23 protein-coding genes are annotated in these 22,183 nt (G+C 56.4%); 3 read left to right on the top strand and 20 right to left on the bottom strand.

Annotated elements, in window-relative coordinates:
• Nucleotides 1-50: 50 nt before the first annotated feature.
• The 6 genes from ACZ3HG_RS22385 to dnaB all read right to left on the bottom strand — a co-directional run bounded on the left by ACZ3HG_RS22385 (nucleotide 51) and on the right by dnaB (nucleotide 5,153).
• A complete protein-coding gene (locus ACZ3HG_RS22385) occupies nucleotides 51-368 on the bottom strand; it encodes an MmcQ/YjbR family DNA-binding protein (protein ID WP_465334490.1) in 318 nt (105 codons plus the stop codon).
• A 2-nt stretch (nucleotides 369-370) separates the two neighbouring features.
• On the bottom strand, nucleotides 371-790 hold the full coding sequence (locus ACZ3HG_RS22380) for a secondary thiamine-phosphate synthase enzyme YjbQ (protein ID WP_062748313.1): 420 nt from the start codon (nucleotides 788-790) through the stop codon (nucleotides 371-373).
• A gap of 116 nt (nucleotides 791-906) precedes the next feature.
• Nucleotides 907-2,100, bottom strand: coding sequence for an amino acid aminotransferase (locus tag ACZ3HG_RS22375; RefSeq protein ID WP_137270016.1), 1,194 nt, complete (start codon nucleotides 2,098-2,100; stop codon nucleotides 907-909).
• 74 nt (nucleotides 2,101-2,174) lie between these two features.
• Nucleotides 2,175-2,792, bottom strand: coding sequence for a YitT family protein (locus ACZ3HG_RS22370; protein WP_137270015.1), 618 nt, complete (start codon nucleotides 2,790-2,792; stop codon nucleotides 2,175-2,177).
• 255 nt (nucleotides 2,793-3,047) lie between these two features.
• Complete coding sequence (locus ACZ3HG_RS22365; RefSeq protein ID WP_062748319.1) at nucleotides 3,048-3,527, bottom strand: Lrp/AsnC family transcriptional regulator; 480 nt, start codon at nucleotides 3,525-3,527, stop codon at nucleotides 3,048-3,050.
• A 198-nt stretch (nucleotides 3,528-3,725) separates the two neighbouring features.
• The gene (dnaB, locus tag ACZ3HG_RS22360) at nucleotides 3,726-5,153 is read right to left on the bottom strand and encodes a replicative DNA helicase (protein WP_062748321.1); all 1,428 of its coding nucleotides are present in this window, start codon (nucleotides 5,151-5,153) and stop codon (nucleotides 3,726-3,728) included.
• Between the two features lie 101 nt (nucleotides 5,154-5,254).
• Between dnaB and ACZ3HG_RS22355 the strand changes: the two genes are divergently transcribed.
• Complete coding sequence (locus ACZ3HG_RS22355; RefSeq protein WP_191936014.1) at nucleotides 5,255-6,235, top strand: quinone oxidoreductase; 981 nt, start codon at nucleotides 5,255-5,257, stop codon at nucleotides 6,233-6,235.
• 225 nt (nucleotides 6,236-6,460) lie between these two features.
• Here ACZ3HG_RS22355 and pspG read toward each other — a convergent pair whose 3' ends face one another.
• From pspG to ACZ3HG_RS22340, 3 genes are all read right to left on the bottom strand, one after another.
• Entirely contained in the window at nucleotides 6,461-6,694 is a 234-nt protein-coding gene (gene pspG / locus ACZ3HG_RS22350) for an envelope stress response protein PspG (RefSeq protein WP_137270013.1), read from the bottom strand.
• Nucleotides 6,695-6,851: 157 nt separating this feature from the next.
• Entirely contained in the window at nucleotides 6,852-7,847 is a 996-nt protein-coding gene (gene dusA, locus ACZ3HG_RS22345; protein ID WP_137270012.1) for a tRNA dihydrouridine(20/20a) synthase DusA, read from the bottom strand.
• Between the two features lie 244 nt (nucleotides 7,848-8,091).
• A complete protein-coding gene (locus ACZ3HG_RS22340) occupies nucleotides 8,092-9,333 on the bottom strand; it encodes a conjugal transfer protein TraF (protein WP_137270011.1) in 1,242 nt (413 codons plus the stop codon).
• Nucleotides 9,334-9,801: 468 nt separating this feature from the next.
• Between ACZ3HG_RS22340 and zur the strand changes: the two genes are divergently transcribed.
• Nucleotides 9,802-10,311: a zinc uptake transcriptional repressor Zur gene (zur, locus tag ACZ3HG_RS22335; RefSeq protein ID WP_137270010.1), complete on the top strand. Its 510-nt coding sequence runs from the start codon at nucleotides 9,802-9,804 to the stop codon at nucleotides 10,309-10,311.
• A 108-nt stretch (nucleotides 10,312-10,419) separates the two neighbouring features.
• Here zur and ACZ3HG_RS22330 read toward each other — a convergent pair whose 3' ends face one another.
• From ACZ3HG_RS22330 to ACZ3HG_RS22315, 4 genes are all read right to left on the bottom strand, one after another.
• Nucleotides 10,420-10,629, bottom strand: coding sequence for a CsbD family protein (locus ACZ3HG_RS22330; RefSeq protein WP_048917572.1), 210 nt, complete (start codon nucleotides 10,627-10,629; stop codon nucleotides 10,420-10,422).
• A 215-nt stretch (nucleotides 10,630-10,844) separates the two neighbouring features.
• Nucleotides 10,845-12,167: an MATE family efflux transporter DinF gene (gene dinF, locus ACZ3HG_RS22325; protein WP_137270009.1), complete on the bottom strand. Its 1,323-nt coding sequence runs from the start codon at nucleotides 12,165-12,167 to the stop codon at nucleotides 10,845-10,847.
• Nucleotides 12,168-12,253: 86 nt separating this feature from the next.
• A complete protein-coding gene (lexA, locus tag ACZ3HG_RS22320; protein WP_062748337.1) occupies nucleotides 12,254-12,862 on the bottom strand; it encodes a transcriptional repressor LexA in 609 nt (202 codons plus the stop codon).
• A 106-nt stretch (nucleotides 12,863-12,968) separates the two neighbouring features.
• Complete coding sequence (locus ACZ3HG_RS22315; RefSeq protein ID WP_062748339.1) at nucleotides 12,969-13,337, bottom strand: diacylglycerol kinase; 369 nt, start codon at nucleotides 13,335-13,337, stop codon at nucleotides 12,969-12,971.
• 127 nt (nucleotides 13,338-13,464) lie between these two features.
• Here ACZ3HG_RS22315 and plsB point away from each other — a divergent pair, with 127 nt between their 5' ends.
• Entirely contained in the window at nucleotides 13,465-15,888 is a 2,424-nt protein-coding gene (gene plsB, locus ACZ3HG_RS22310) for a glycerol-3-phosphate 1-O-acyltransferase PlsB (RefSeq protein ID WP_062748385.1), read from the top strand.
• A gap of 47 nt (nucleotides 15,889-15,935) precedes the next feature.
• On the opposite strand, the gene ubiA is transcribed toward plsB, so the two are convergent.
• The 7 genes from ubiA to yjbE form a co-directional block, all read right to left on the bottom strand.
• The gene (ubiA, locus tag ACZ3HG_RS22305) at nucleotides 15,936-16,805 is read right to left on the bottom strand and encodes a 4-hydroxybenzoate octaprenyltransferase (RefSeq protein ID WP_191935622.1); all 870 of its coding nucleotides are present in this window, start codon (nucleotides 16,803-16,805) and stop codon (nucleotides 15,936-15,938) included.
• 1 nt (nucleotide 16,806) lies between these two features.
• A complete protein-coding gene (ubiC, locus tag ACZ3HG_RS22300) occupies nucleotides 16,807-17,340 on the bottom strand; it encodes a chorismate lyase (RefSeq protein ID WP_191928029.1) in 534 nt (177 codons plus the stop codon).
• Between the two features lie 105 nt (nucleotides 17,341-17,445).
• On the bottom strand, nucleotides 17,446-17,862 hold the full coding sequence (gene psiE / locus ACZ3HG_RS22295) for a phosphate-starvation-inducible protein PsiE (RefSeq protein WP_062748345.1): 417 nt from the start codon (nucleotides 17,860-17,862) through the stop codon (nucleotides 17,446-17,448).
• Between the two features lie 146 nt (nucleotides 17,863-18,008).
• On the bottom strand, nucleotides 18,009-20,102 hold the full coding sequence (locus ACZ3HG_RS22290) for a YjbH domain-containing protein (protein ID WP_191935623.1): 2,094 nt from the start codon (nucleotides 20,100-20,102) through the stop codon (nucleotides 18,009-18,011).
• Nucleotides 20,102-20,857, bottom strand: a complete 756-nt coding sequence (locus ACZ3HG_RS22285) for a capsule biosynthesis GfcC D2 domain-containing protein (RefSeq protein ID WP_191935624.1) — start codon at nucleotides 20,855-20,857, stop codon at nucleotides 20,102-20,104. The genes ACZ3HG_RS22290 and ACZ3HG_RS22285 overlap by 1 nt, the downstream gene beginning before the upstream one ends.
• A complete protein-coding gene (locus ACZ3HG_RS22280) occupies nucleotides 20,854-21,501 on the bottom strand; it encodes a YjbF family lipoprotein (protein ID WP_062748351.1) in 648 nt (215 codons plus the stop codon). Before ACZ3HG_RS22280 ends, ACZ3HG_RS22285 begins: the two co-directional genes overlap by 4 nt.
• A gap of 77 nt (nucleotides 21,502-21,578) precedes the next feature.
• Nucleotides 21,579-21,845: an exopolysaccharide production protein YjbE gene (gene yjbE / locus ACZ3HG_RS22275; RefSeq protein ID WP_191935625.1), complete on the bottom strand. Its 267-nt coding sequence runs from the start codon at nucleotides 21,843-21,845 to the stop codon at nucleotides 21,579-21,581.
• Between the last annotated feature and the right edge of the window lie 338 nt (nucleotides 21,846-22,183).

Below are 22,183 nucleotides of genomic sequence, written 5' to 3'. Positions count from 1 at the left end.
TCAAGAAGAGCGACCATAGCCGCTCTTGTTTCAGCCCTCTGGCCCGGACGTTACTTCTGCACCTGCTGAAAAGAGGCATCCACCAGGTAATAAATCTGTGAGTCCTTTAACGATCCGTCCAGCAGTACGGTGTTCCAGTGCGAGGGATTCAGATGCTCACTGGGCTGCACGTCGCTGTGCTGATCGCGGATCAGTTCTGCCAGTGCGGGCGTGCTTTTCAGCGCCACCGCAGGCCGACCATGCAGGTCGTACAGCATGGCAAACAGTACGCCATCTGCTTTGATTTGCGTCGCCTGCCACTCCTCATGCTCACTCTGCTCTGCCCCGCGCTTGGCCATGCAGTACGTCAGTAGATCGGATACCTTCATGCTTAATCGTCCCCCTGTAGCGTCGCCACAATCCGTCGGGCGCCGCCGCGAACGCGGTGTTCACCCAGATAAATACCCTGCCAGGTGCCCAGCATCAGACGCCCACGGCTAATCGGCAGCAGCAGCGAGGTGCCCAGCAGAGAAGATTTTATATGGGCAGGCATATCATCCGCCCCTTCATAGTCATGCTGATACGGTGCATTTTCCGGTACGGAACGCAAAAAATGCTGCTCCATATCCGCGCGGACCGTCGGGTCACAGTTCTCATTCAGCGTCAGAGAGGCAGACGTATGCTGCAGCAGCAGATGCAGCAGTCCGGTCTGCACATCACTTAACCGACGCAGTTCGCTGAGGATTTCATCAGTAACCAGATGAAAACCGCGAGGTTTTTCGCTCAGAGTGAGGGTTTGCTGATACCACATAAGTACGACTCCTTAACTAAACCGATGCGTTAAGTGTGCAGCAAGTGGCGAAAAGGTAAACCTGAAAAGTAAAAAAGCGGAGACTGCCGGCCGGTTTGCTCCGGCCGGCAGGGGGATTACATCACGGCGGCCATCGCTTCTGCGACCTGACGCACATTGTTATGGTTCAGACCGGCGATGCAGATACGGCCGCTGGCAATCAGGTAGATACCGAACTCATTACGCAGCCGATCCACCTGCGCCGCGCTGAGGCCGGTGTAGCTAAACATCCCGCGCTGCTGCAGCAGATAGTCGAAGTTTTTACCCGGCACGGCCAGGCTCAGCCCTTCCACCAGCGCCTGACGCATCGCCAGAATACGCGTGCGCATGGCTTCCACTTCTGCCAGCCAGCTGGCTTTCAGCTCAGGATTATTCAGCACGCAGGAGACCACCTGCGCACCAAAGTTAGGCGGGCTGGAGTAGTTACGGCGCACGGTTGCCTTCAGCTGACCCAGCACGCGGGAGGCTTCCTCCGCATCATCGCAGACGATCGACAGGCCGCCTACACGTTCACCGTACAGGGAGAAAATTTTCGAGAACGAGTTACTGACCAGCGCTGGCAGGCCCGCCGCCGCTATCGCCCGGATGGCGTAAGCGTCCTCTTCCATGCCTGCGCCAAAGCCCTGATAGGCGATGTCGAGGAACGGGATCAGCTCGCGTGATTGCAGCACGGCGGTCACTTCATCCCACTGGGCATCGGTCAGATCGGCACCGGTCGGATTATGGCAGCAGGGATGCAGCAGAACGATGCTCTGTGCAGGCAGCGTATGCAGCTTTTCCAGCAGTGCCGTAAATTTCACACCGTTGGTCTCTGCGTCATACCACGGGTAGGTGTTCACCGTAAAACCGGCACCGGCGAAGATGGCGATGTGGTTTTCCCAGGTCGGATCGCTGACCCACACCTGGGAATTCGGGAAGTAATACTTCAGGAAGTCCGCACCCACTTTCAACGCGCCTGACCCACCCAGCGTCTGGATGGTGGCAATGCGCCCCGCTTTCAGCACCGGATGTTCCGCGCCAAACAGCAGCGGGGCGATGGCGCTGCGGTAAGGCGGCAGACCTTCCATCGGCAGGTAGAGTGAAGCGCTCTGTGGCTGCGCGTTCAGCAACGCTTCCGCGTCGGCCACCGCCTTCATCTGCGGGATCACGCCCTGGGCGTCGTAGTACAGACCAATGCTCAGGTTCACCTTGTGCGCCCGGCTGTCCTGCTTGAAGGTCTCCATCAGGGAGAGAATAGGGTCGCCAGCATAGGCATCAACGTTTTGAAACACGGTGCACGTCTCCATTAAATAATCAGTGATATCCTTCGACGCCCCGGCGGACGTCGCGGTCAGTTCAGGCAGGGCTAAACGGCGTAGCGGCCCGGACGATGGTTCATCGCAATAATCAGATTCAGCACCACGGCCCCCGCCACAGAAGCAATGAGCATTTCGCGCGACACCACAAACAGCGATGCCAGTACCACGCAGGTATCCACCGCCATTTGCAGCTTTCCGGCACGGATCCCGTAGCGGTCCTGCAGCCAGAGCGCCAGGATATTGATCCCACCCAGGCTGGCCTTATGGCGAAATAACACTATAAACCCAATCCCCATCACCACGTTACCGAACAGTGTCGCATAAAAGGGATCCAGCGCGGAAAAATGGATGAATAAGGGGTGCAGGTGGCTGAACAGCGACACCAGCGCCACGGCGGAGAAGGTTTTGACCGTGAACGCCCAGCCCATACGTTTTACCGCCAGCCAGTAAAACGGAATGTTGATCAGAAAAAAGGCGAGGCCAAAGGTGGTCTTGCTCAGATAGCTGATCAGAAAGGCGATACCGGCGGTACTGCCGGTCAGCGCTCCGGCCTGCTTCAATAGTGTGACGCCAAAGGAGACCATCAGCGTCCCGAGCAGGATAGCCAGCACATCTTCCAGCAGCGTGTGGGGGATTTTTACGAATGGTGGTGCGACGTTATCCATTGGATTGATTCTCTGGTGATGATTGCTCTGTTAATAGCTGAATACATTGCAAAAATCGCACCAGGACTTCGGCTGCAGGCGTAACCCGCAGGAGCCAAAACATTAACCCATTGAATAACGGAAATATTATATATCGACATCGCGCATAAAACGAGGGTTATTCCGTTACTTCACGCATATCAGCACACTTAATCACGCGGATTACGCATGAAAGCCATTGTTCACGCACAAAAACGGGGCAGTCAGCGCACCGTTTTAGCGCAGCGGCGTTTCGTTTACCGACATGATGCCATTCTCTTTCAGACGGTTAAGCACCACCGACGTTTTCACATGCGACACGCTCTGATGCCCGGCGACCAGCTGGCTGATCAGCGCGCTCAGACCGGGCAGGTCTGCCACCGCCACTTTCAGCAGGTAGTCGGCATCCCCGGTGGTTTTGTAGGCATCGACAATGGCGGGTTGCTCTGCAACCATGCGGTGGAAGCTTTCGACGTAGTCGGCCGTGTGGTTGATCAGCCGGACTTCGATCAGGCCAATCATGCCCAGGCCAACGGCATCCGGCGACAGCCGGGCGTGGTAGCCGAGGATCAACCCGGCCTGCTCCAGGTTAATGCGGCGGCGGGAGCACTGGGAAGCCGACAGCTTCACAATATCACTCAGTTCCTGGTTCGTCAGGCGGCCATTGGCTTCCAGTAACGTCAGTATTTTAAGGTCAAAATCATCAATCTGGGTCATCATTCATCCGTGCCGGTGTCAGTTCAGGCGACTGCTGACAGACAGATAACCGCATTCATGGCGTTGTTGTCCAACACTATTTTACGATGGCCGGGGTGGGCGTCAGGGGCAACCGGGAGAAGAGTCGCCCCTGCACTATCAGGTGGGCAAACACTGATGCGGCGACCGACTTGGCTATCGGCCGACCACAGAGTGGTGTTATTCGTCGTCGTACTGCGGACCGGCATAGTTGTCAAAGCGTGACCACTGGCCGTTAAAGGTCAGGCGCACGGTTCCGATGGGGCCGTTACGCTGTTTACCGATGATGATCTCAGCAATGCCTTTATGCTCGCTGTTCTCCTCATACACCTCATCGCGGTAGATAAACATGATCAGGTCAGCATCCTGCTCAATGGAGCCGGATTCACGCAGGTCGGAGTTAATCGGCCGCTTATTGCTGCGCTGCTCCAGGGAACGGTTGAGCTGCGACAGCGCAACCACCGGTACCTGCAGCTCTTTCGCCAGCGCTTTAAGCGAGCGCGAAATTTCCGCAATTTCCAGCGTACGGTTATCGGACAGCGCTGGCACGCGCATCAGCTGCAGGTAGTCGATCATAATCAGGCTTAAGCCGCCGTGCTCACGGAAAATGCGGCGCGCGCGGGAGCGGACGTCGGTGGGGGTCAGGCCGGAAGAATCATCGATGTACATGTTCTTCTTCTCCATCATGATCCCCATGGTGCTGGAGATACGTGCCCAGTCCTCGTCATCCAGCTGTCCGGTACGGATACGCGTCTGATCCACGCGGGACATGGACGCCAGCATACGCATCATGATTTGTTCACCGGGCATCTCCAGGCTGAAAATCAGCACCGGCTTGTCCTGTTCCATGGCGGCATTTTCACACAGGTTCATGGCGAAGGTGGTTTTACCCATCGACGGACGCGCCGCCACGATAATCAGGTCGGAGCGCTGAAGCCCGGCGGTTTTCTTGTTCAGGTCGCCATAGCCGGTATCCACGCCGGTGACGCCGTTCTGCGGCGTCTGGTAAAGAGCCTCGATGCGCTCAATAGTCGATTCAAGGATCTGATCGACGCTTTTCGGCCCTTCATCTTTATTGGCACGGCTTTCAGCAATCTGAAAGACGCGGGTCTCGGCCAGATCAAGCAGATCTTCACTGGTGCGGCCCTGCGGATCGTAGCCTGCGTCGGCAATCTCGTTGGCGACTGAGATCATCTCACGCACCACTGCGCGTTCACGGACGATATCCGCATACGCGCCGATGTTGGCGGCGCTTGGCGTATTTTTGGATAGCTCGGCCAGGTAGGCAAAGCCGCCCACCATACTCAGTTCACCCTTCGTTTCCATCGACTCGGACAGGGTGATCAGGTCGATGGGTTTCCCCAACTCCAGCAGTCGCTGCATCTCTGCGAAGATCATCCGGTGCGGACGGCTGAAGAAGTCTTTCGCCACCACGCGCTCGGCAACGTTATCCCAGCGTTCGTTATCCAGCATTAAACCGCCCAACACCGACTGTTCAGCTTCCAGCGAGTGCGGAGGCAGCTTCAGACCTTCCATCTGGCGGTCACGCGGCTCACGGTTCTCAGCGGATTTTTCGTAGGATTTGTTGGTGGGTTTATTTCCTGCCATAGTGATGCGATACCAAAAATCTTGTGGGGGGACGCGCAAGTATACCCGTTTGCATGGCTGCCGTCCTCCCCCTCATCGCGGCGAAATCCACAGGAGTGAACATGGCGAAACGTATACAAATCAGCCAGCACGGCGCACCCGAAGTGATGCACCTGGTCGAGTTTGATGTGCCCGATCCGGCCCCGGGCGAAGTGCAGGTTGAGAACAAAGCGATTGGCATTAACTATATTGATACCTACGTCCGCAGCGGCTTGTATCCGTCTCCGCTCCCTGGCGGACTGGGCACCGAAGCGGCCGGCGTGGTAACCCGCGTTGGTGAGGGCGTCAGCGTGCTGAAGCCGGGCGATCGCGTGGTGTATGCTCAGTCAGCGCTCGGGGCTTACAGCGAGGTTCACAACGTGCCGGTGGATAAGGTAGCGCTGCTGCCCGATGTCATCTCCTTTGAGCAGGCGGCTGCCTCATTTCTGAAGGGGCTGACGGTGCATTATCTGCTGCGTCAGACCTATGTGGTACAGCCCGACGAGGTGTTCCTGTTTCATGCCGCTGCCGGTGGCGTCGGGCTGATTGCCTGCCAGTGGGCGAAGGCGCTCGGCGCGCATCTGATCGGGACGGTCGGCTCGGCAGAGAAAGCTCAACTGGCGAAAAATGCCGGTGCCTGGGCAACAATTAACTATCGTGAAGAAGATATTGCCGCACGCGTCAGCGAACTGACGCACGGCAAGAAACTGCGCGTGGTGTATGACTCGGTCGGTAAAGACACCTGGGAAGCCTCGCTCGACTGTCTGCAACGTCGCGGCCTGATGGTCAGCTTTGGCAACGCTTCCGGCCCGGTGACCGGCGTCAACCTGGCGATCCTGAATCAGAAAGGCTCCCTGTATGTCACCCGGCCCTCGCTGAACGGCTATATCACCACCCGTGATGCGCTGGTGCAGGCCAGTAACGAGCTGTTTTCGCTGATCGCCAGCCGGGCCATCAAAGTGGATGTGCCGGAAGCACAGAAGTTCGCCCTCGCCGATGCGCAGCATGCGCACCAGGTATTGGAAGGGCGCGGCACTCAGGGTTCAAGCCTGCTGATCCCGTAAGCCACAAATAGTAAGGGCCTCCCGAAGGAGGCCCTTTTTCTTTCTTTTTTATTGTTCGCACTGAGTGTAGGGTCAGCGGCGATGAATACGTGTTGATTCAGTGAAACCATCCTGGCAGAATTCATAAGTAAAAAATATGTTTAATTGCAAAATGGCACTGAGCAATTTTCTGTGATGTGATCCACGCCGCATTACGCCGCTAAAAAAATCTACAACTCGTTGATATTACCGGGATAGCCACGGTTTTTCCTTCACCGCAGGCTTGCGGAATGCACGATATAACCACACGCCAGCGACCGCCAGCAGCAGCCAGGGCAACAATTTAATAACAATCGCGAATAACCCGCCAACGACCATCACCACGGTGGCGACCAGCAGCGCCGCGATGATACCCAGCAGCGAAATACCGGTCAGCAGCAGCATCATAAAAAAGCCGATGACAAACAGGATCTCTAACATATTGGTACGCTCCAGAAAAAGGAATTCTGAAGGAGTTATTACAAGAAACGTGCCAGGACGGCAGGAAATCTAACTTATTGAAAGTTAAGAGAAGGATTCACCAGGCCGGTTTGAAACCTGGTGAATTTAATCATCAATTAGTGAAATTTTGACGATGTTATACGCTGGCTGGCACCCTGTCCGCGACCAGCTGTAAGGCCTTTTCGACGACATCAACGCCCGCGCCCGGTTTATGAGCGTTTTCGCTCAGGTACCGACGCCACTGGCGTGCCCCGGGAATGCCCTGGAACAGGCCCAGCATATGGCGGGTCACATGGCCGAGCCAGGTGCCGTTCGCCAGCTCCCGCTCTATGTACGGATACATCGCCCGCACCACCGCGACAGAGTCCACCATCGGGGCACTGCTGCCGAAAATCATCTGATCCACCTGCCCAAGCAGGCCAGGATTCTGGTAGGCTTCGCGCCCCATCATCACCCCGTCCAGATGTTGTAAATGCAGTCGGGCCTCCTCCAGCGTTTTAACCCCGCCATTAAGCGACAGCGTCAGCTGCGGGAAGTCACGCTTGAGCTGATAAACACGCTCATAGTCGAGCGGCGGGATCTCGCGGTTCTCTTTCGGGCTGAGGCCGGAAAGCCAGGCTTTGCGGGCGTGGATAATAAACGTCTCACAGCCGCCCTGCTCCGCAACGCGCCGGATGAAATCGCACAGGAATTCATAGCTGTCCTGGTCGTCAATGCCGATACGGGTTTTTACCGTAACCGGGATCGATACCACGTCGCGCATCGCCTTGATGCAGTCAGCAACCAGCTGCGCCTCACCCATCAGGCAGGCACCAAAACGGCCATTCTGCACGCGATCCGACGGGCAGCCTACGTTGAGGTTCACCTCGTTGTAGCCCCGCTCTTCAGCCAGCTTCGCACACTGCGCCAGCGCCGCCGGGTCGCTACCGCCCAGTTGCAGGGCGACAGGCTGCTCCTCAGGACTCCAGGCCAGGTAGTCACCTTTGCCGTGTATGATCGCGCCGGTGGTGACCATTTCGGTGTACAGCAGCGTCTGCCGCGTCAGCTGGCGGTGGAAGTAACGACAGTGACGATCGGTCCAGTCGAGCATCGGGGCGATGGAAAAACGATGTGCAGGGTATGTTTCGGTCATGAAAAGCGCTAACTCTGTATCAGAAAAGGGAGGCGATATTGTGCGCAATGATAGCACGGCGGTGGGAGATCCTGTAGCGGATGGCCTTTTTTTCCGGTCGTCCCTGCACAGGCTGCACGGGTTACGCCGACAAAAAGATCGGCCCCTGCGTGACAGAAGGCGGCTGGAAAAGAATAGGACACCGACTGACGGGAAAACAGGCCGGCCTCTGCGTGTGCAAAGGCCGGCCCGCAGCAAAAACGGATCAGAAGGTAAAGTTCAGTTGGGCAACGGCACCCCAGGTGTTGTCTTTACCGACCATTCCCGCCAGATCCAGATGCACCTTGTTAAACGGTGACAGGCCAAAACCGCCGGTGAAAACATCGGTGTCGTTGGACTTCACGTCGGCACGGTAACCGGCACGCAGCTGCAGCCAGTCCAGCAGGCGGTACTCTGCACCCACGGCAGCATACTGGCTGTCATCCTGCGTTTTGAAGCGTTTGGTGGGGGTCAGGTCCACATCCAGCGCGGTGGTCAGGCGCTCGGTATGGAAGGAAACACCGGAGGTCACCAGCGGACGGATCTGGTAGGTATCTTTGTAACCGCTGACTTCTTTGGTATCGATATCCCGTGAGATCAGGTTCTGCGCACTCAGGCCCAGCGTCCAGTTGTCACCCAGGTCGGTTGAGGCCCCGGCATCAATGTTGAAACCGGTGTTGGTATTTTTGTAGTTGCCGTTGGTGAAATCGGACTTGTCATAGCTGTAAACCGAGGCGCTGTAGTTGTACAGAGTGGTTTTTTGCAGCTTTGGCGTCACGCCCAGTGACACTGGCTGGCCAGCGATATCAAACTCGTGGGCTACCGCAATCCCCATGTCGTAGACTACGGCAGCACGCCCCAGTCCTTCAGAGGTCAGCCTGTCCTGATCCCCCGGCAGCGGGATGCGGGTTCCATCCGCCACTTCCTGTAAATAATCGATATCACTTTGGGTCACATTTGCCACCACTGATGCCGTGCCATAGGCTTTGGTGACAAACGCAAAAGGCAGAACCTCATTCGGCACCGTGACCGCAAACGCCGCCCCGGCCTTTGCCCAGGCTTTTTCGCCCTGGATCTCCCGCAGGCGGTTGGCTAAATCTCCTGCTGCACCCTGCAGGCGTGGAATATCGTTGGGGAAGACAAAGTTATTCGCCAGGTCCTTATATCCATCCACGGCATCCGTCAGATCATCCACTTTATCGACCAGCTTGCCCTTATCGCTGATCTGCGCACCGACAGCAGGCAGAACAATACTCACCGAGTCTTCCGGCAGGGCTTTGGTCATCAGAGCCGGGTTGGCCAGCACTGCCGAACCATAAGAGGACGAGGCCACGCCGGTTCCCCCCATGGCATCATTGCGGGCATCAAAATAGTTACCGGCAGCCAGGCCACTGAGTGGTGCCAGCAGCAGAGCGGGCAAGACGACCGGACGGTAAAAACCGCTGAGTGCATTAAATTTATGTGCCATTGACCCGAAACCCACCATAGATAATGAAAAAGAAAATGCGTAAAAAACGCATAACTGAATGCCTGAATAATGAACATAAAGGCGACATTTCATTGCTGTGAATTAAGAGAAGATGAGTGGGCTTATCAGGTCATTGCCATTTTCTTAATCTGTTATCATGCTAACAGTTGAACGTTCTGCATCTGTTATTCCAATGCCAAACGCAACGAGCCCTATGCAAAAGGTAGACACGAAGCTTAAGCAGCGCAAATAAGATTAGCCCGACTGAATCATTATTGACTGGCCCTGGCACCCGGATGCCAATGGTTAAATTTTCTTTATCTTATGCGCTTATCAGCAATACCATTCTTTTCTGGAGTGTAACCTTTCCTCCCTTCGCCCCGGCGGCTGCCGGAAGGCACGACTCGGTGTTTTGTTACAGATGTGATAAAATAACATCCTGTTATGGCCTGAGGGGGAACAATGAATATGACCAGCGCTGAAAAAATCCTGTCGCAGGCGGAAGCCATCTGTCAGGAACGCAGTGTGCGCCTGACGCCGCAGCGGCTTGAAGTATTGCGGCTGATGAGTGAGCAGAATGGGGCGATCAGTGCCTATGATTTGCTCGATCTTCTGCGCCACTCCGAGCCTCAGGCGAAACCCCCCACCATTTACCGGGCGCTGGATTTTTTGCTGGAACAGGGTTTTATCCACCGCGTGGAGTCGACCAACAGCTATGTTGTCTGCCACCATTTTGAAGAACCCTCGCACACCTCAGCCATGCTGATTTGCGATCGCTGTGGGTCAGTGACGGAACAGCACGCCGATGGGGTGGAAGACATATTGAAATCGCTGGCCCTGAAAACCGGTTTTACCCTGGCTCACAGCGTTATAGAAGCACATGGTTTCTGTCAGCAATGTGGGGAAATCGAAGCCTGCACTCATCCGGATGCGTGCCAGCACGATCATACCGTGCAGGGAAAAAAGCGCGGACGCTAGCAAGAAAAAGTGAAGGACGGTACAGGAAGTACGGGGGGAGAACTGCGGAATAAGGGTTGGCACAGTCCTTGTGCCGGGTAGGAGCCTAGAGCTTAACGTACCGCTGTGTTACCAGCGATGGTCGTTACGTGTTTCCCAGTCTTTCAATTCTTTTTCGGCCTGATCTTTCTGATAGCCGTAACGCTCCTGAATTTTACCCACTAACTGATCGCGTTTACCTTCAACCACGGTCAGGTCATCGTCAGTCAGCTTACCCCATTGTTCTTTCACTTTACCTTTAAACTGTTTCCAGTTACCGCCGGCTTCGTCTTTATTCATAATGTGATTCCTCTACCTTGGGTTAAAACAGCTTTAACAGCTCGGAGTTGGGCTGATTAGCCAGATAATTATCTGGTTAATTGCCTGACACAGAGATAATTGTAGTAGAGAAATCGCACTCAAGCCGTAAACACCCTGTCTGTCGTACTGAAAAACCCTAAAAAAAGAGCCAAATCAGTAAGCTGGCGAAGCGGTACCTTACGTAAGAAAATGTTTCAGGGCATAAACCACGTGCCGTTACGCCAGTGCCGCCGCCAGACCGCCCACAGCGTGACACCGCGCAGCAGCAGAAACAGCGTGATAGCCAGCCACAGGCCGTGATTCCCCAGCCAGGGAACGCTGCACAGCGTCAGTCCAAAGCCCAGCGCGGCGACTGCCATACTGTTGCGCATCTCCCTGGCGCGGGTTGCGCCAATGAACATCCCATCCAGCAGATAGCAGCCCACGCCCGCCAGCGGCATCACCACCTGCCACCACAAATACTGGTCGGCAAGCTGGCGCAGCGGTTCAAGGGAGGTCAGTAGCGCGACAATGTGCTCACCCGCCAGGGCATAAAGCAGGGAGAACCCCAGCGCAACCACCAGAGACTGCCGACAGGCCGCATGCCACACGCTCAGTAACTGCCGGCTGTTGCGCGCACCATACGCTTCACCGGAACAGGCTTCCACCGCATAGGCGAAACCGTCCAGCGCGTAAGCAGTGAAAGTAAGAAACATCAGCAGTACGGCATTGACCGCCACGACGTCATTGCCGAGGCGTGCGCCAAACAGGGTCAGCGAGGCAAAGCAGACCTGCAAGAGGAGTGAGCGCAGCATGATGTCGCGGTTCAGACGCAGCAGTCGCGCCACATCTCCCCGCCAGGCCCTTAACATCAGGCGCAGCGACAGACCGCGCATCACCATAACCCGCCATACCAGCAGCAGTCCGACGATCAGACTGGTGTATTCCGCTATTGCCGTTGCCGCTGCGGCCCCCTGCACGCCCCACTTCAGCCCGATGACAAACCAGAGGTCGAGCACGATATTCACCAGATTGCCGACGACCAGCAGGATGACCGGTGCCCGGGCATACTGTACGCCAAGCAGCCAGCCCAAAAGCACAAGATTCGCCAGCGTCGCCGGCGCACTGAGCCAGCGTATTTGCATAAACAGTGCGGCCTGCTGCAGGACGTCATCGCTACCACCCGTTACCCCGAGCGCCAGGTGCGTAATCGGCTGCTTCAGCACAACAAACAGCAGCCCGGCACAAAGTGCCAGCAGCAGCGGCTGCATCAGCGCACGCGCCAGGGCCTGTTTATCGTTAGCGCCAAAAGCCTGTGCCGTCAGGCCGGTGGTGCTCATGCGTAAAAACAGCAACAGCATAAACAGGAAGCTGGTAATAGTCGTGCCAATCGCGACACCGCCCAGATACGTGGGACTGTCGAGATGGCCAATCACGGCTGTATCGACCAGGCCTAGCAGAGGCACAGTGATATTAGAGAGGATCATCGGCAGGGCGAGCCGCCAGAGGCTTTTATCTGCGGGGGTGAGCAGTGTCATCGGAGTCCATCAGCGAAAAACCCTCACTGACGATGCTGTGCGCCACTTAAGCAGCACACAGCATTTAGCGGGGAGTGAAGTACCGGTTACAGCCAGTTGCCGTTGCGGATCACACCGACAGCCAAGCCTTCGATCGTCAGCGTCTGCTGGCGCAGGTCAACGATGATCGGTTTGAAGTCCGGGTTTTCGGGCAGCAGTTGCACCGTATTCCCCTGCCTTTTCAGACGCTTTACCGTCACTTCATCGTCAATGCGCGCCACCACGACCTGGCCATTGCGCACATCTTCTGTTTTATGCACGGCTAACAGATCGCCGTCCATAATGCCGATGTCTTTCATCGACATTCCGCTGACACGCAGCAGGAAGTCTGCGCCGGGCTTAAACAGGTCAGGGTCAACCTTATAGTGGCCTTCAATATGCTGTTCTGCCAGCAGAGGTTCACCTGCTGCGACACGGCCAATCAGTGGAAGACCGTCTTCTTCTTCCATCATCAGGCGAATACCGCGCGACGCACCGGATACGATCTCAATCACGCCTTTACGCGCTAACGCTTTCAGGTGTTCTTCAGCCGCATTCGGGGAACGGAAACCGAGCTGCGCAGCAATCTCCGCGCGCGTTGGTGGCATGCCGGTTTGATTAATGTGGTCGCGAATCAGGTCATAGACCTGCTGCTGCCTTGCCGTTAGTGCTTTCATCCCGCCCCCTGGTTGTTTATACAGTCGACTGTGAGTATATACAGGTATTTAGACATTGAAAACCTAAAGTTGGGCGAAATGCCGTTTGTGGCGATTTTTGGAAAACTCATCGCAAATGCGGCACTAACAGCATGATCCAGACAAACATGGCCAGCAAGATAGCCAACAGTACCGCCGCAGACCCCATGTCTTTCGCCCGCCCGGCCAGCGGATGAATTTCACTGCCGATACGGTCAACGACGGCTTCGATGGCGCTGTTGAGGATTTCCACAATAATCACCATCACCACCGACCCTATCAGCAACACCCGGGTGACCGCATCGACGTCCAGCCAGACGGCGATGGCAATAGCGATAATGGCCGCCACGGCTTCCTGGCGAAAGGCCGCTTCATGCTGCCAGGCCGCGCGGATGCCTTTCCACGAGTAGCCAGCCGCTTTTATGATTCGTGTCAGTCCGGTGACATTATTTGCCATAATCAGGGAACCCTTTGAGAAGTTTAACGTCAATGAGTGGAACTACAGGTTTTTCAACACCACAGATTCTGTTGGCGCTTTCTGGTATGCTTGCGGCGCTTTGCTAACAAGAGGCTTCATGTTGTCTATGTCAGGTTGGCGTAATTTATATTATAACTTATTGAATCTGCCAGTTAAATTACTGGTAAAAAGTAAGGCAATCCCGGCTGAACCGGTTGCCGAACTGGGGCTTGATACGTCGCGTCCTATTATGTATGTGCTGCCTTATGATTCAAAGGCGGATCTCCTTGCCCTGCGTGAGCAGTGTCGCAAACAGGACCTTCCCGATCCCCTGGAACCGCTGGAGATTGACGGCACGGTCCTGCCCCGTCATGTGTTTATCCATGATGGCCCACGCGTATTCCCGTATTTTGTGCCGAATCTGCAGTCGGTCAAGCTGTTCCACGAATATCTCGACCTGCACCGTAACCATCCCGAACTGGATGTGCAGATGGTGCCGGTATCGGTGATGTTTGGCCGTGCACCTGGCCGCGAAGTTCAGGGTGACGATCAGCCGCATCTGCGGATGCTGAACGGCATTCAGAAATTCTTTGCCGTGCTCTGGCTGGGCCGCGACAGCTTCGTGCGCTTCTCGCCGATGGTGTCACTGCGCCATATGGCGACCGAACACGGCACCGATAAAATCATTGCCCAGAAGCTGGCACGCGTCGCCAGAATGCACTTCGCCCGCCAGCGTCTGGCCGCCGTCGGTCCGCGCCTGCCGGTACGTCAGGACCTGTTCAACAAGCTGCTGCAGTCCAAGGCTATCGCCAAAGCGGTAGAGGATGAGGCACGCAGCAAAAAGATCTCCCATGAAAAAGCCCAGCAGAATGCCGTTGAGCTGATGGAAGAGATCGCCGCTGACTTCTCTTACGAAGCGATTCGCCTGACCGACCGCATCATGGGCTGGACCTGGAGCAAATTATACCAGGGAATCAATGTTAACGGCGGTGAACGTGTGCGGCAGCTGGCGCAGGACGGGCATGAAATTGTCTATGTTCCCTGTCACCGCAGCCACATGGATTACCTGCTTCTCTCCTACGTGCTATATCACCAGGGGCTGGTGCCGCCGCATATCGCCGCCGGTATCAATCTGAACTTCTGGCCTGCCGGTCCGATCTTCCGTCGCCTGGGCGCCTTCTTTATACGGCGTACCTTTAAGGGCAATAAGCTTTATTCCACGGTGTTCCGCGAATACCTGGGTGAACTGTTCACCCGTGGCTATTCCGTTGAGTACTTCGTGGAAGGGGGCCGTTCACGCACGGGCCGCCTGCTGGACCCGAAAACCGGCACGCTGTCGATGACCATCCAGGCGATGCTGCGCGGTGGCAATCGCCCTATTACCCTGGTGCCGATTTATATCGGCTACGAGCACGTGATGGAAGTGGGCACCTACGCGAAAGAGCTGCGCGGCGCGACAAAAGAGAAAGAGGGCTTTATGTCGATGGTGCGCGGGCTGCGTAAGCTGCGCAACCTGGGCCAGGGCTATGTCAACTTTGGTGAACCGCTGCCGCTGATTGCTTACCTGAATAATCAGGTGCCGGAGTGGCGTGACGCTATCGATCCGATTGAGGCGCAGCGCCCGGCATGGTTGACCCCAGCCGTGAACGACATCGCGCAGAAAGTGATGGTGCGGATTAACAATGCCGGGGCGGCCAACGCCATGAACCTGTGCGTGACCGCCCTGCTGGCCTCGCGTCAGCGCTCCATGACCCGTGAACAGCTGACCGAACAGCTCGACTGTTACGTACAGCTGCTGCGCAACGTCCCCTACTCGCCTGACTCAACCGTACCGGATATGACCCCGGAGGCGATGCTGGAACATGCGCTGAGTATGAACAAGTTCGAGCTGGAGCAGGACAGCATCGGTGAGATCGTGGTGCTGCCGCGCGAGCAGGCGGTACTGATGACCTATTACCGCAACAACATTCACCATATGCTGGTGATGCCTTCGCTGATTGCTGCCATCCTGATGCAGCATCGCGAAATCAGCCGCGCCGAACTGCTGCGTCAGGTCACGGTGATTTATCCGATGCTGAAGAGCGAACTGTTCCTGCGCTGGAACAGCGATGAGCTGGCGCAGGTGCTGGACTCACTGGTGGCAGAAATGGCCCGTCAGGGGCTCCTGGTGGCCGAAGAGAGCAGCCTGCGTCTCAGTGCCGGTCGTTTCCGTACCCTGCAGCTGCTGGCAGCGGGCGTTCGTGAAACCCTGCAACGCTATTCAATCACCTTCTCGATTCTCAGCGCAAAACCGGCCATTAACCGGGGAACGCTGGAAAAAGAGAGCCGGACCATGGCACAGCGTCTGTCCGTTCTGCACGGCATTAATGCGCCGGAGTTCTTCGACAAGGCAGTGTTTACGTCGCTGGTGTTAACGCTGCGGGATGAAGGCTATATCAGTGATTCCGGTGATGCCCAGGTTGAACAGACACAGCAGGTGTACCAGCTGCTGGCAGACCTGATCACTCAGGACGTCAGAATGACCATTGAGAGTGCGGTAGAGCTCGACTGATACGACAAGGATAGCAGGCCGATCCCGTAGCGGATCGGCCTTGCCGTTTACCCTCCGATACCCAGTACCACGCCAATAAACAGTACCAATCCTACCCAGTTATTATTCAGAAACGCCTTAAAGCACAGCTCACGACGCCGCCTGGCAATCAGCTTCTGCTGATGGACAAAGAACACCCCTGCTATCAGCACCGACCAGTAAAAGATACCGTTGAGATGCAGCTGCCGGCCCACCAGCGCCATCAGGCACAGCGTGGCCAGCTGAAGCAGGCCAATAATCAGCTTATCGTAACGACCAAAAAGAATGGCGGTGGATTTCACCCCAATCTTCAGGTCGTCATCACGATCAACCATTGCATACTGGGTGTCGTAGGCCACCGTCCAGCAGATATTGGCCAGAAACAGCAGCCAGCAGGTCAGCGGTACGCTCTCGCTGACCGCCGCCCAGCCCATCGGGATCGCCCAGCCAAAGGCCGCACCCAGAACCACCTGCGGCAGATGAGTGTAGCGTTTCATAAACGGATACAGCCAGGCCAGCCCCAGGCCGCCCAGCGACAGCCAGATGGTCATGCTATTCATGGTCAGCACCAGCGCAAAGGAGATCAGCACCAGGCCGGCAAACAGCAGTTTGGCTTCACGCGGGGTCACCGCGCCACTGGGTAGCGGGCGCTCACGGGTGCGCTTTACAAAGCCATCAATTTTTCGGTCAGCAAAATCATTCACCACGCAGCCCGCCGCACGCATGAAAAACACGCCCAGCACAAATACCAGCAGCACGTTAAGCGGTGGTGCCTGCCTTCCTGCCAGCCACAGCGCCCACAGCGTGGGCCACAGCAGCAACAGTGAACCAATCGGTTTATCAATACGCATCAGACGGCTGTAGGCCGCCACCTTACTCATTGGCACGCTTTTCTCCACGCTATGCTCCCCCTTCTGCCGCCACGCTGGCATAGAGCGGGGAGGCAGGTAAAAACAGTTCGGTCAGTAACAGTGGCTTGCCTGACAGACGCAGACGCGAACGCCGGCCCCACAGCGTGTCGCTGTGGCCAACATCAATAAAGTCACGCGTCAGCGTTGAAGAGGCAAAAAGATAGCGGCCCAGCGGTACCGTGCCCAGCTGTTGCAGCTTCTGTTCGGGGCCGTTGAGGGTGGATTCCGGCACCAGCGTGCGGGCGACCAGCCAGGGGACGCCGTCGCCGCAGAGTTCAATTTCCCGCAGCCAGTAACGCGGCTCGGCAGGCAGCAGCACGATATCTTTATCCTCTGCCGCTTCCTGCGCACTGATAAATCCCTCACGCAGCAGGTTCACCGTCACCGCCTGGCAGTGACGCTCAAAGCGACGCGTCATGGAATCGACTTCCATCAGCCAGTCAAGCAGGGGGGCCGTTAACAGAGGGGATGAATCCGGCAGCCAGTTGATCGCGCGCAATTGCGACAGCGCGTTCTCAGCCATAACACTTCTCCGCAAAATCTTCGATGCGTCAGTGTAACGCAGACCCTGGCGGCAAACCTATCAAAGCCGGGCAAATAGCCGTGAATTTATGGCGCGTTTACAGTCTTATTCGCGCTTCAGGCGGTTACTGTTTGCCAGCCACAGGGTGATCACCAGGATCAGGATGGCGATGGCATAAGCCAGGGTATCAAAGGGGTTTTTATGATCGACGATGATCAGGCGAATAATCGCCGTAATGCCGATATAGACAAAGTAGCGCAGCGGGAAATGGTAGCCAGACTGGAAATACTTAATGATCAGCGCGATAAACTCAAAGTAGAGGAAGTAAATCACGATACCTTCGATCAGCAGATAAGACGACGTCTGCTCGCCGGTATTCAGCAGCACGTTACCCAGATGGATGGTCTCTTTGCCAAGAAAGATGATCAGAATGCAGGCCAGCACAATCAGGCCGGTGTTTAAAACCATTTGCAGGGCAAAGGCCAGCCGGGTGGCGGGCGTGTTACGTTCCTGGGACGTCATGATACACCTCAAAGTCACTGTTATCCGTCGGGAATGCCGACGGATAACAATATGCTTGAGTGTGATGCAGATCACAACATTTCGATGAGGCTCACCGCATGACGGGGCGACCGGGAAAAAAGATCGCCCCGCCGTAACGTCGGGATTTAACGGTAATTCGCGTCGCGGTCGGTGGTCATATCGTACAGCTGGTACTTACGACCCAGCATCTGACCGCCATCACGCGTCAGCGGAGTCCAGTTCACCTGCGCACGACCGCGGGTTGGTGACACGCTGAAGACATCCATTGGCACGGAGATATAGAAGCCTTTGGTGAAGTCACCCTCGCCGTACTCTTCCGCAGAAACGTTGGTTTTGGTGGCGTAAGCCCCGACGGTAATACCGCTGTCGAAGCGCTTCGAAATATCCACCGTCACGCCTTTATCTTCCGCCAGGTACTGCCCGACGCTGGCTTTCACCAGCACGTTACGCATAAACCACGGCTGCCAGTAACCAGTAATGTTGCCCACCTTGGCGCTGTAGTCGGTGAACTTCATCATGTTGTCCCAGTCACGCTGTTTGACATAGTTGGCGTCGACCCCCACGGCCCAGCTGGCATCCAGCGGACGATAAAGCACTTCGCCCCCGGCCCCGCCGTACATGGTTTCCAGATAGCCGCCGTACACCTGTCCGTAGAACCCGTTGCCGAGCTCATGCATGTAGTTGGCCTGCAGGTTATTCACATAGACGTTATTTTCAACGTAGTCGCGAATATGGGTACGCACCCGTGGCAGGGAGGAGTCCGCCGGTGCACCGTTGTAATTAAACTTGTCGTAGTTGTTGGCCAGGTTGCCAAACAGGCTGCCGTCCAGCAGCAAGTGGTCCGTCAGCCAGAAGCTGGCGTTCGCCATTACGCCCACCTGGTAAAGGTAGAAGCTTTCCGGCCCACCGACTGACTGGTTGAGCACCGGTGACAGGCTGTAGCTCAGACGGTCGCCGTCGATACGGAAGCCCTGCTCGGTATGTCCCGGATCGCGCGGGTCAACTCGCTGCTGCTGAAGCGTCTCTTCCCGTCCCAGCGGATATCCCGCCAGCTGGCGTTGCAGGCTGCCCACGTTGGTTTCCGTGGTGACCTGTGGCATGTGGCTGCGCGTTTGCGTCACGCGCAGCGTATCCACGCCTTCCGGCAGGTGGTTGGCAAGAATGACGTTGGCGCGGTCGACGCCGCGCTGCGTATCACGGTATTTATACTGCTCCCCGGTGACGGTCATCGTGCTGCCGTCCACCTGAATATTCGGCGCATTCAGACCGGCGTTGTACTTCAGGTCGGTCAGTTGGTTGGCAGTCAGCGTGGGCTCAAGGAAGCGGTCCTGCGGCTGCGGATTGTATTCCGGCTTCGGCGTATCCCGCTGATTCTGGTGCAGATCGTTAAAGTTAGTGCGCAGGGTGAAACCGGCCATAAAGGTGTTGCCACGCTCATAGCTGACGTTCACATCTGCCCAGTCAGTAATCCGGTAGATTGCCCCAACGTTGAACTTGCTTTTCTGCTCCAGACGCCCGGCAAAGTCATCTTTATAATCGTTGCCTTCATACTCCATCTTGAGGCGCAGCGGCTGCCACGGCGTCTGATACTCAATGCCGCCGAAAATAGCCGTTGGTCCTTTAAACATATCGCCACCGCTCACCGACCCGGCAGTGCCGCTGCCCTCTGCACGGTAGCAGTATTTTTCGCTGGCAGAACAGAACGGGTTCTTGACGGTGCCGCTGTTACCGATGTAGCCCCAGCCCATGCCGAGGGTGAAGTCAAACGGCCCCCAGGCCTTGGTGGCCACCAGATATTCACTGTCAAACAGGCCAGTACCGCCGAGGTCACGCGACCCTACGGACACTTCCGGCAGCCAGAAGCCCTCTTCCCACAGGCGCAACTTGAGGTCGAACGCTTTATCTTTGTAGGTCTGATCGCCAGAGAAGCTGGATACGGCGCTGTATTCCCGGGTTTTGACGTCGGTGTAGCGGATGGTGGCCTCCAGCCACGGGAACAGCTGCACCGAGGAGGAGTAAAAGTGGTACTGATCGTTATAGCGGTAGTTAAGGCTGAACTCGCCCTCTTTGGCCATACGCGCGGTCGGCACCTGCATCAGACCCACGCCGCCAAAGTCAGACTGAGACGGGCCAATCGGGTCCGGATACGTAGCAGCCTGAGCCTGGCAGGCACAGGCAACGGAGAGTGACAGCAGGCTGAGAAGATAACGTTTTTTCATCAGTCAGGGATCCGGTGCGTCAGTACAGAAATGATCTGCTGGTTGAGATCGGCATAGGCGGCCGGCAGCGTCCACGAGGAGAAGCCAACGAAGAGGATGCTGCCCGGTTGTGGCTCGTAGTGACGACGGTTCCAGTACGCCACCGGCACGTCGGTCACCTCACCCCCGGGGGAGATCACCTGTGCGATGTTGCGTTCACCGCCGCTCATGCGCGGGTGTGCATCCAGATACTCAACCGCAGAACGTCCCGCTGCCCACGGGGTTTTACCTGCTTTTTCCACCGCCCCCGCCAGGGTAATGGAGGTCGGTTTTGCCAGGGTATACACGCTGTACTCCCCCTGCAGCGTGCGGTTGGCCTGGGGACGTAACCGTACCCAGTCCGGGTCCAGATTGACCTTCTGCCGCCCTGTCACCTTCATTCCGGCAATTTGCTGGCGCACGTTTTCAACCACGGCGGCCTGTTGCGCATCATTGTCGCTTTTCAGTGCATCGCGCCAGGCCTGAAGCCGCGCCAGCAGCTGTTGCTGCTGCTGTACTGCGACAGCGGTCGCCTGTCGTTCAGCGATCACCGTTCCCGGCCACCACGTTTTTTCCATCAGTGCCGGGCTGGTGACCAGCTGTGACAGATTCGCCGCGTGGGCAACCACAACCGGCTGCGTCTGCCCGGGATAAAAGATATTCACCCGGCCATCGGCCTGAGCGTGCAGCGACAGCGATGCCACCATCCCTGCGAGAATAAGGGTTAATTTTTTCATGATTTCGCAGGCTTCAGAATGGTGAATTCAACAGGAAGGTAGTCGGCTCCCAGCGTCTGCCGTGCCTGACGCACCTGCCCGCTGGACATATCTACCCAAAACGTATTGCGCCACGAACGGCCATTTTCCGCCGTCGTTACCTCTTCCTGCCAGACGCGACAGGCAACAGCCTGCCCGCCAATTTGCAGCACCTCGTCTTTCCCCCGCGTGAAGTGGGAAACCGCCGTGTCCGCCTGAGGTTTACCGTCCTGCGTCCAGCTGAGCGTTCGGGTCCAGCTGGCCCCCTCGGTCAGGCGCAGCGCATCACGCAGCGGGTCGTTTTCCAGCTGACTGACGTCATTGAGGTTATCCGCCAGGCCCAGGGTTTTGACCAGGCGACCGTGCCGGGTGACCAGCATCGCTTTATCGCGCGTGATCCATTTCTGCTGTCCGTCTTCATTGAAGCCCAGCACCACAAAGATCTGCTGGCCGCCGTTGACCCGCAGGTACATGCTGGCATAAGGCATCGCGTCGATTTGTTCGTTAGTCATCTGGATGTCGTCAGCGCCGAGAAAGGCCAGCTTGACGGTTTCACCCAATCCTTTTTGCGTTTGTGTACAGGCCTGAAGCAGCAGGCAGAGCAGCAGAAGTGGTAGGTTTCGCAACTGTGAGTGTCCCTGAGCAAAGGAGAACAAGGCGGAAAATAACCACACAAATGTGTGGTTATGATTAATTTTTGTACTTAGCGGGTCGTGCCTGTGGTGGTGGTGGTCGTGGTTCCGGTGTTGGAACCATTTCCGCCGCTGCTTGCGGCCAGCGCAATGCCAGCCAGCGCGCCAACGGCACCAATACCCACAGCAGTTGTCGCACCAGCTGACATTGAACCTGCATCAGCACCAGCAGCAGCACCGGCTTCCACCGGTGGAGCGCCAGCAGCTTCAGCGGCAAACGCGCCAGTTGCACTCGCTAAGTACACTATGGCTGCAGTAGCCCATATGACTTTTTTCATCACACTTTCCCTTCATTAAATGAATGGATACCAGGACCTGGATGGTGCCTGGCGACTCCAGTATGAGGAATTAATTTCCAGAAAGCAGCGCAGCGGGCGGAACGTCATGGCATGGCGAGGCGTGTTGATAAAACCCTAAAAAAAGGTTAAGTGTTAACACATATGACTGAGAAAAGTCGATTAACAGAGATTAATACCAATGTTTACTGGATTCGGGGGAAGTGCGGCTTAAAATGGCGGGTAGTGAGGATTAGCGTGACGTTGCATGATTAAGTTGCAAAATTATTTGAATAAAACATTAAAAATCAGAGAGATAATTGATAAGTTATTCGTGTTTT

Source organism: Erwinia sp. PME.40.26/001 (assembly GCF_055556675.1).
The sequence above is the reverse complement of the archived record's forward strand: the minus strand, read 5'-3'. Positions and strand labels throughout refer to the sequence as shown.

Bases quoted from the DNA above. Each gene is read 5' to 3' on its own strand.
- ACZ3HG_RS22385 (WP_465334490.1), bottom strand. From the start codon at position 368: ATGAAGGTATCCGATCTACTGACGTACTGCATGGCCAAGCGCGGGGCA.
- ACZ3HG_RS22380 (WP_062748313.1), bottom strand. From the start codon at position 790: ATGTGGTATCAGCAAACCCTCACTCTGAGCGAAAAACCTCGCGGTTTT.
- ACZ3HG_RS22370 (WP_137270015.1), bottom strand. From the start codon at position 2,792: ATGGATAACGTCGCACCACCATTCGTAAAAATCCCCCACACGCTGCTG.
- ACZ3HG_RS22365 (WP_062748319.1), bottom strand. From the start codon at position 3,527: ATGACCCAGATTGATGATTTTGACCTTAAAATACTGACGTTACTGGAA.
- dnaB (WP_062748321.1), bottom strand. From the start codon at position 5,153: ATGGCAGGAAATAAACCCACCAACAAATCCTACGAAAAATCCGCTGAG.
- ACZ3HG_RS22355 (WP_191936014.1), top strand. From the start codon at position 5,255: ATGGCGAAACGTATACAAATCAGCCAGCACGGCGCACCCGAAGTGATG.
- pspG (WP_137270013.1), bottom strand. From the start codon at position 6,694: ATGTTAGAGATCCTGTTTGTCATCGGCTTTTTTATGATGCTGCTGCTG.
- dusA (WP_137270012.1), bottom strand. From the start codon at position 7,847: ATGACCGAAACATACCCTGCACATCGTTTTTCCATCGCCCCGATGCTC.
- ACZ3HG_RS22340 (WP_137270011.1), bottom strand. From the start codon at position 9,333: ATGGCACATAAATTTAATGCACTCAGCGGTTTTTACCGTCCGGTCGTC.
- zur (WP_137270010.1), top strand. From the start codon at position 9,802: ATGACCAGCGCTGAAAAAATCCTGTCGCAGGCGGAAGCCATCTGTCAG.
- ACZ3HG_RS22330 (WP_048917572.1), bottom strand. From the start codon at position 10,629: ATGAATAAAGACGAAGCCGGCGGTAACTGGAAACAGTTTAAAGGTAAA.
- dinF (WP_137270009.1), bottom strand. From the start codon at position 12,167: ATGACACTGCTCACCCCCGCAGATAAAAGCCTCTGGCGGCTCGCCCTG.
- lexA (WP_062748337.1), bottom strand. From the start codon at position 12,862: ATGAAAGCACTAACGGCAAGGCAGCAGCAGGTCTATGACCTGATTCGC.
- ACZ3HG_RS22315 (WP_062748339.1), bottom strand. From the start codon at position 13,337: ATGGCAAATAATGTCACCGGACTGACACGAATCATAAAAGCGGCTGGC.
- plsB (WP_062748385.1), top strand. From the start codon at position 13,465: ATGTCAGGTTGGCGTAATTTATATTATAACTTATTGAATCTGCCAGTT.
- ubiC (WP_191928029.1), bottom strand. From the start codon at position 17,340: ATGGCTGAGAACGCGCTGTCGCAATTGCGCGCGATCAACTGGCTGCCG.
- psiE (WP_062748345.1), bottom strand. From the start codon at position 17,862: ATGACGTCCCAGGAACGTAACACGCCCGCCACCCGGCTGGCCTTTGCC.
- ACZ3HG_RS22290 (WP_191935623.1), bottom strand. From the start codon at position 20,102: ATGAAAAAACGTTATCTTCTCAGCCTGCTGTCACTCTCCGTTGCCTGT.
- ACZ3HG_RS22285 (WP_191935624.1), bottom strand. From the start codon at position 20,857: ATGAAAAAATTAACCCTTATTCTCGCAGGGATGGTGGCATCGCTGTCG.
- yjbE (WP_191935625.1), bottom strand. From the start codon at position 21,845: ATGAAAAAAGTCATATGGGCTACTGCAGCCATAGTGTACTTAGCGAGT.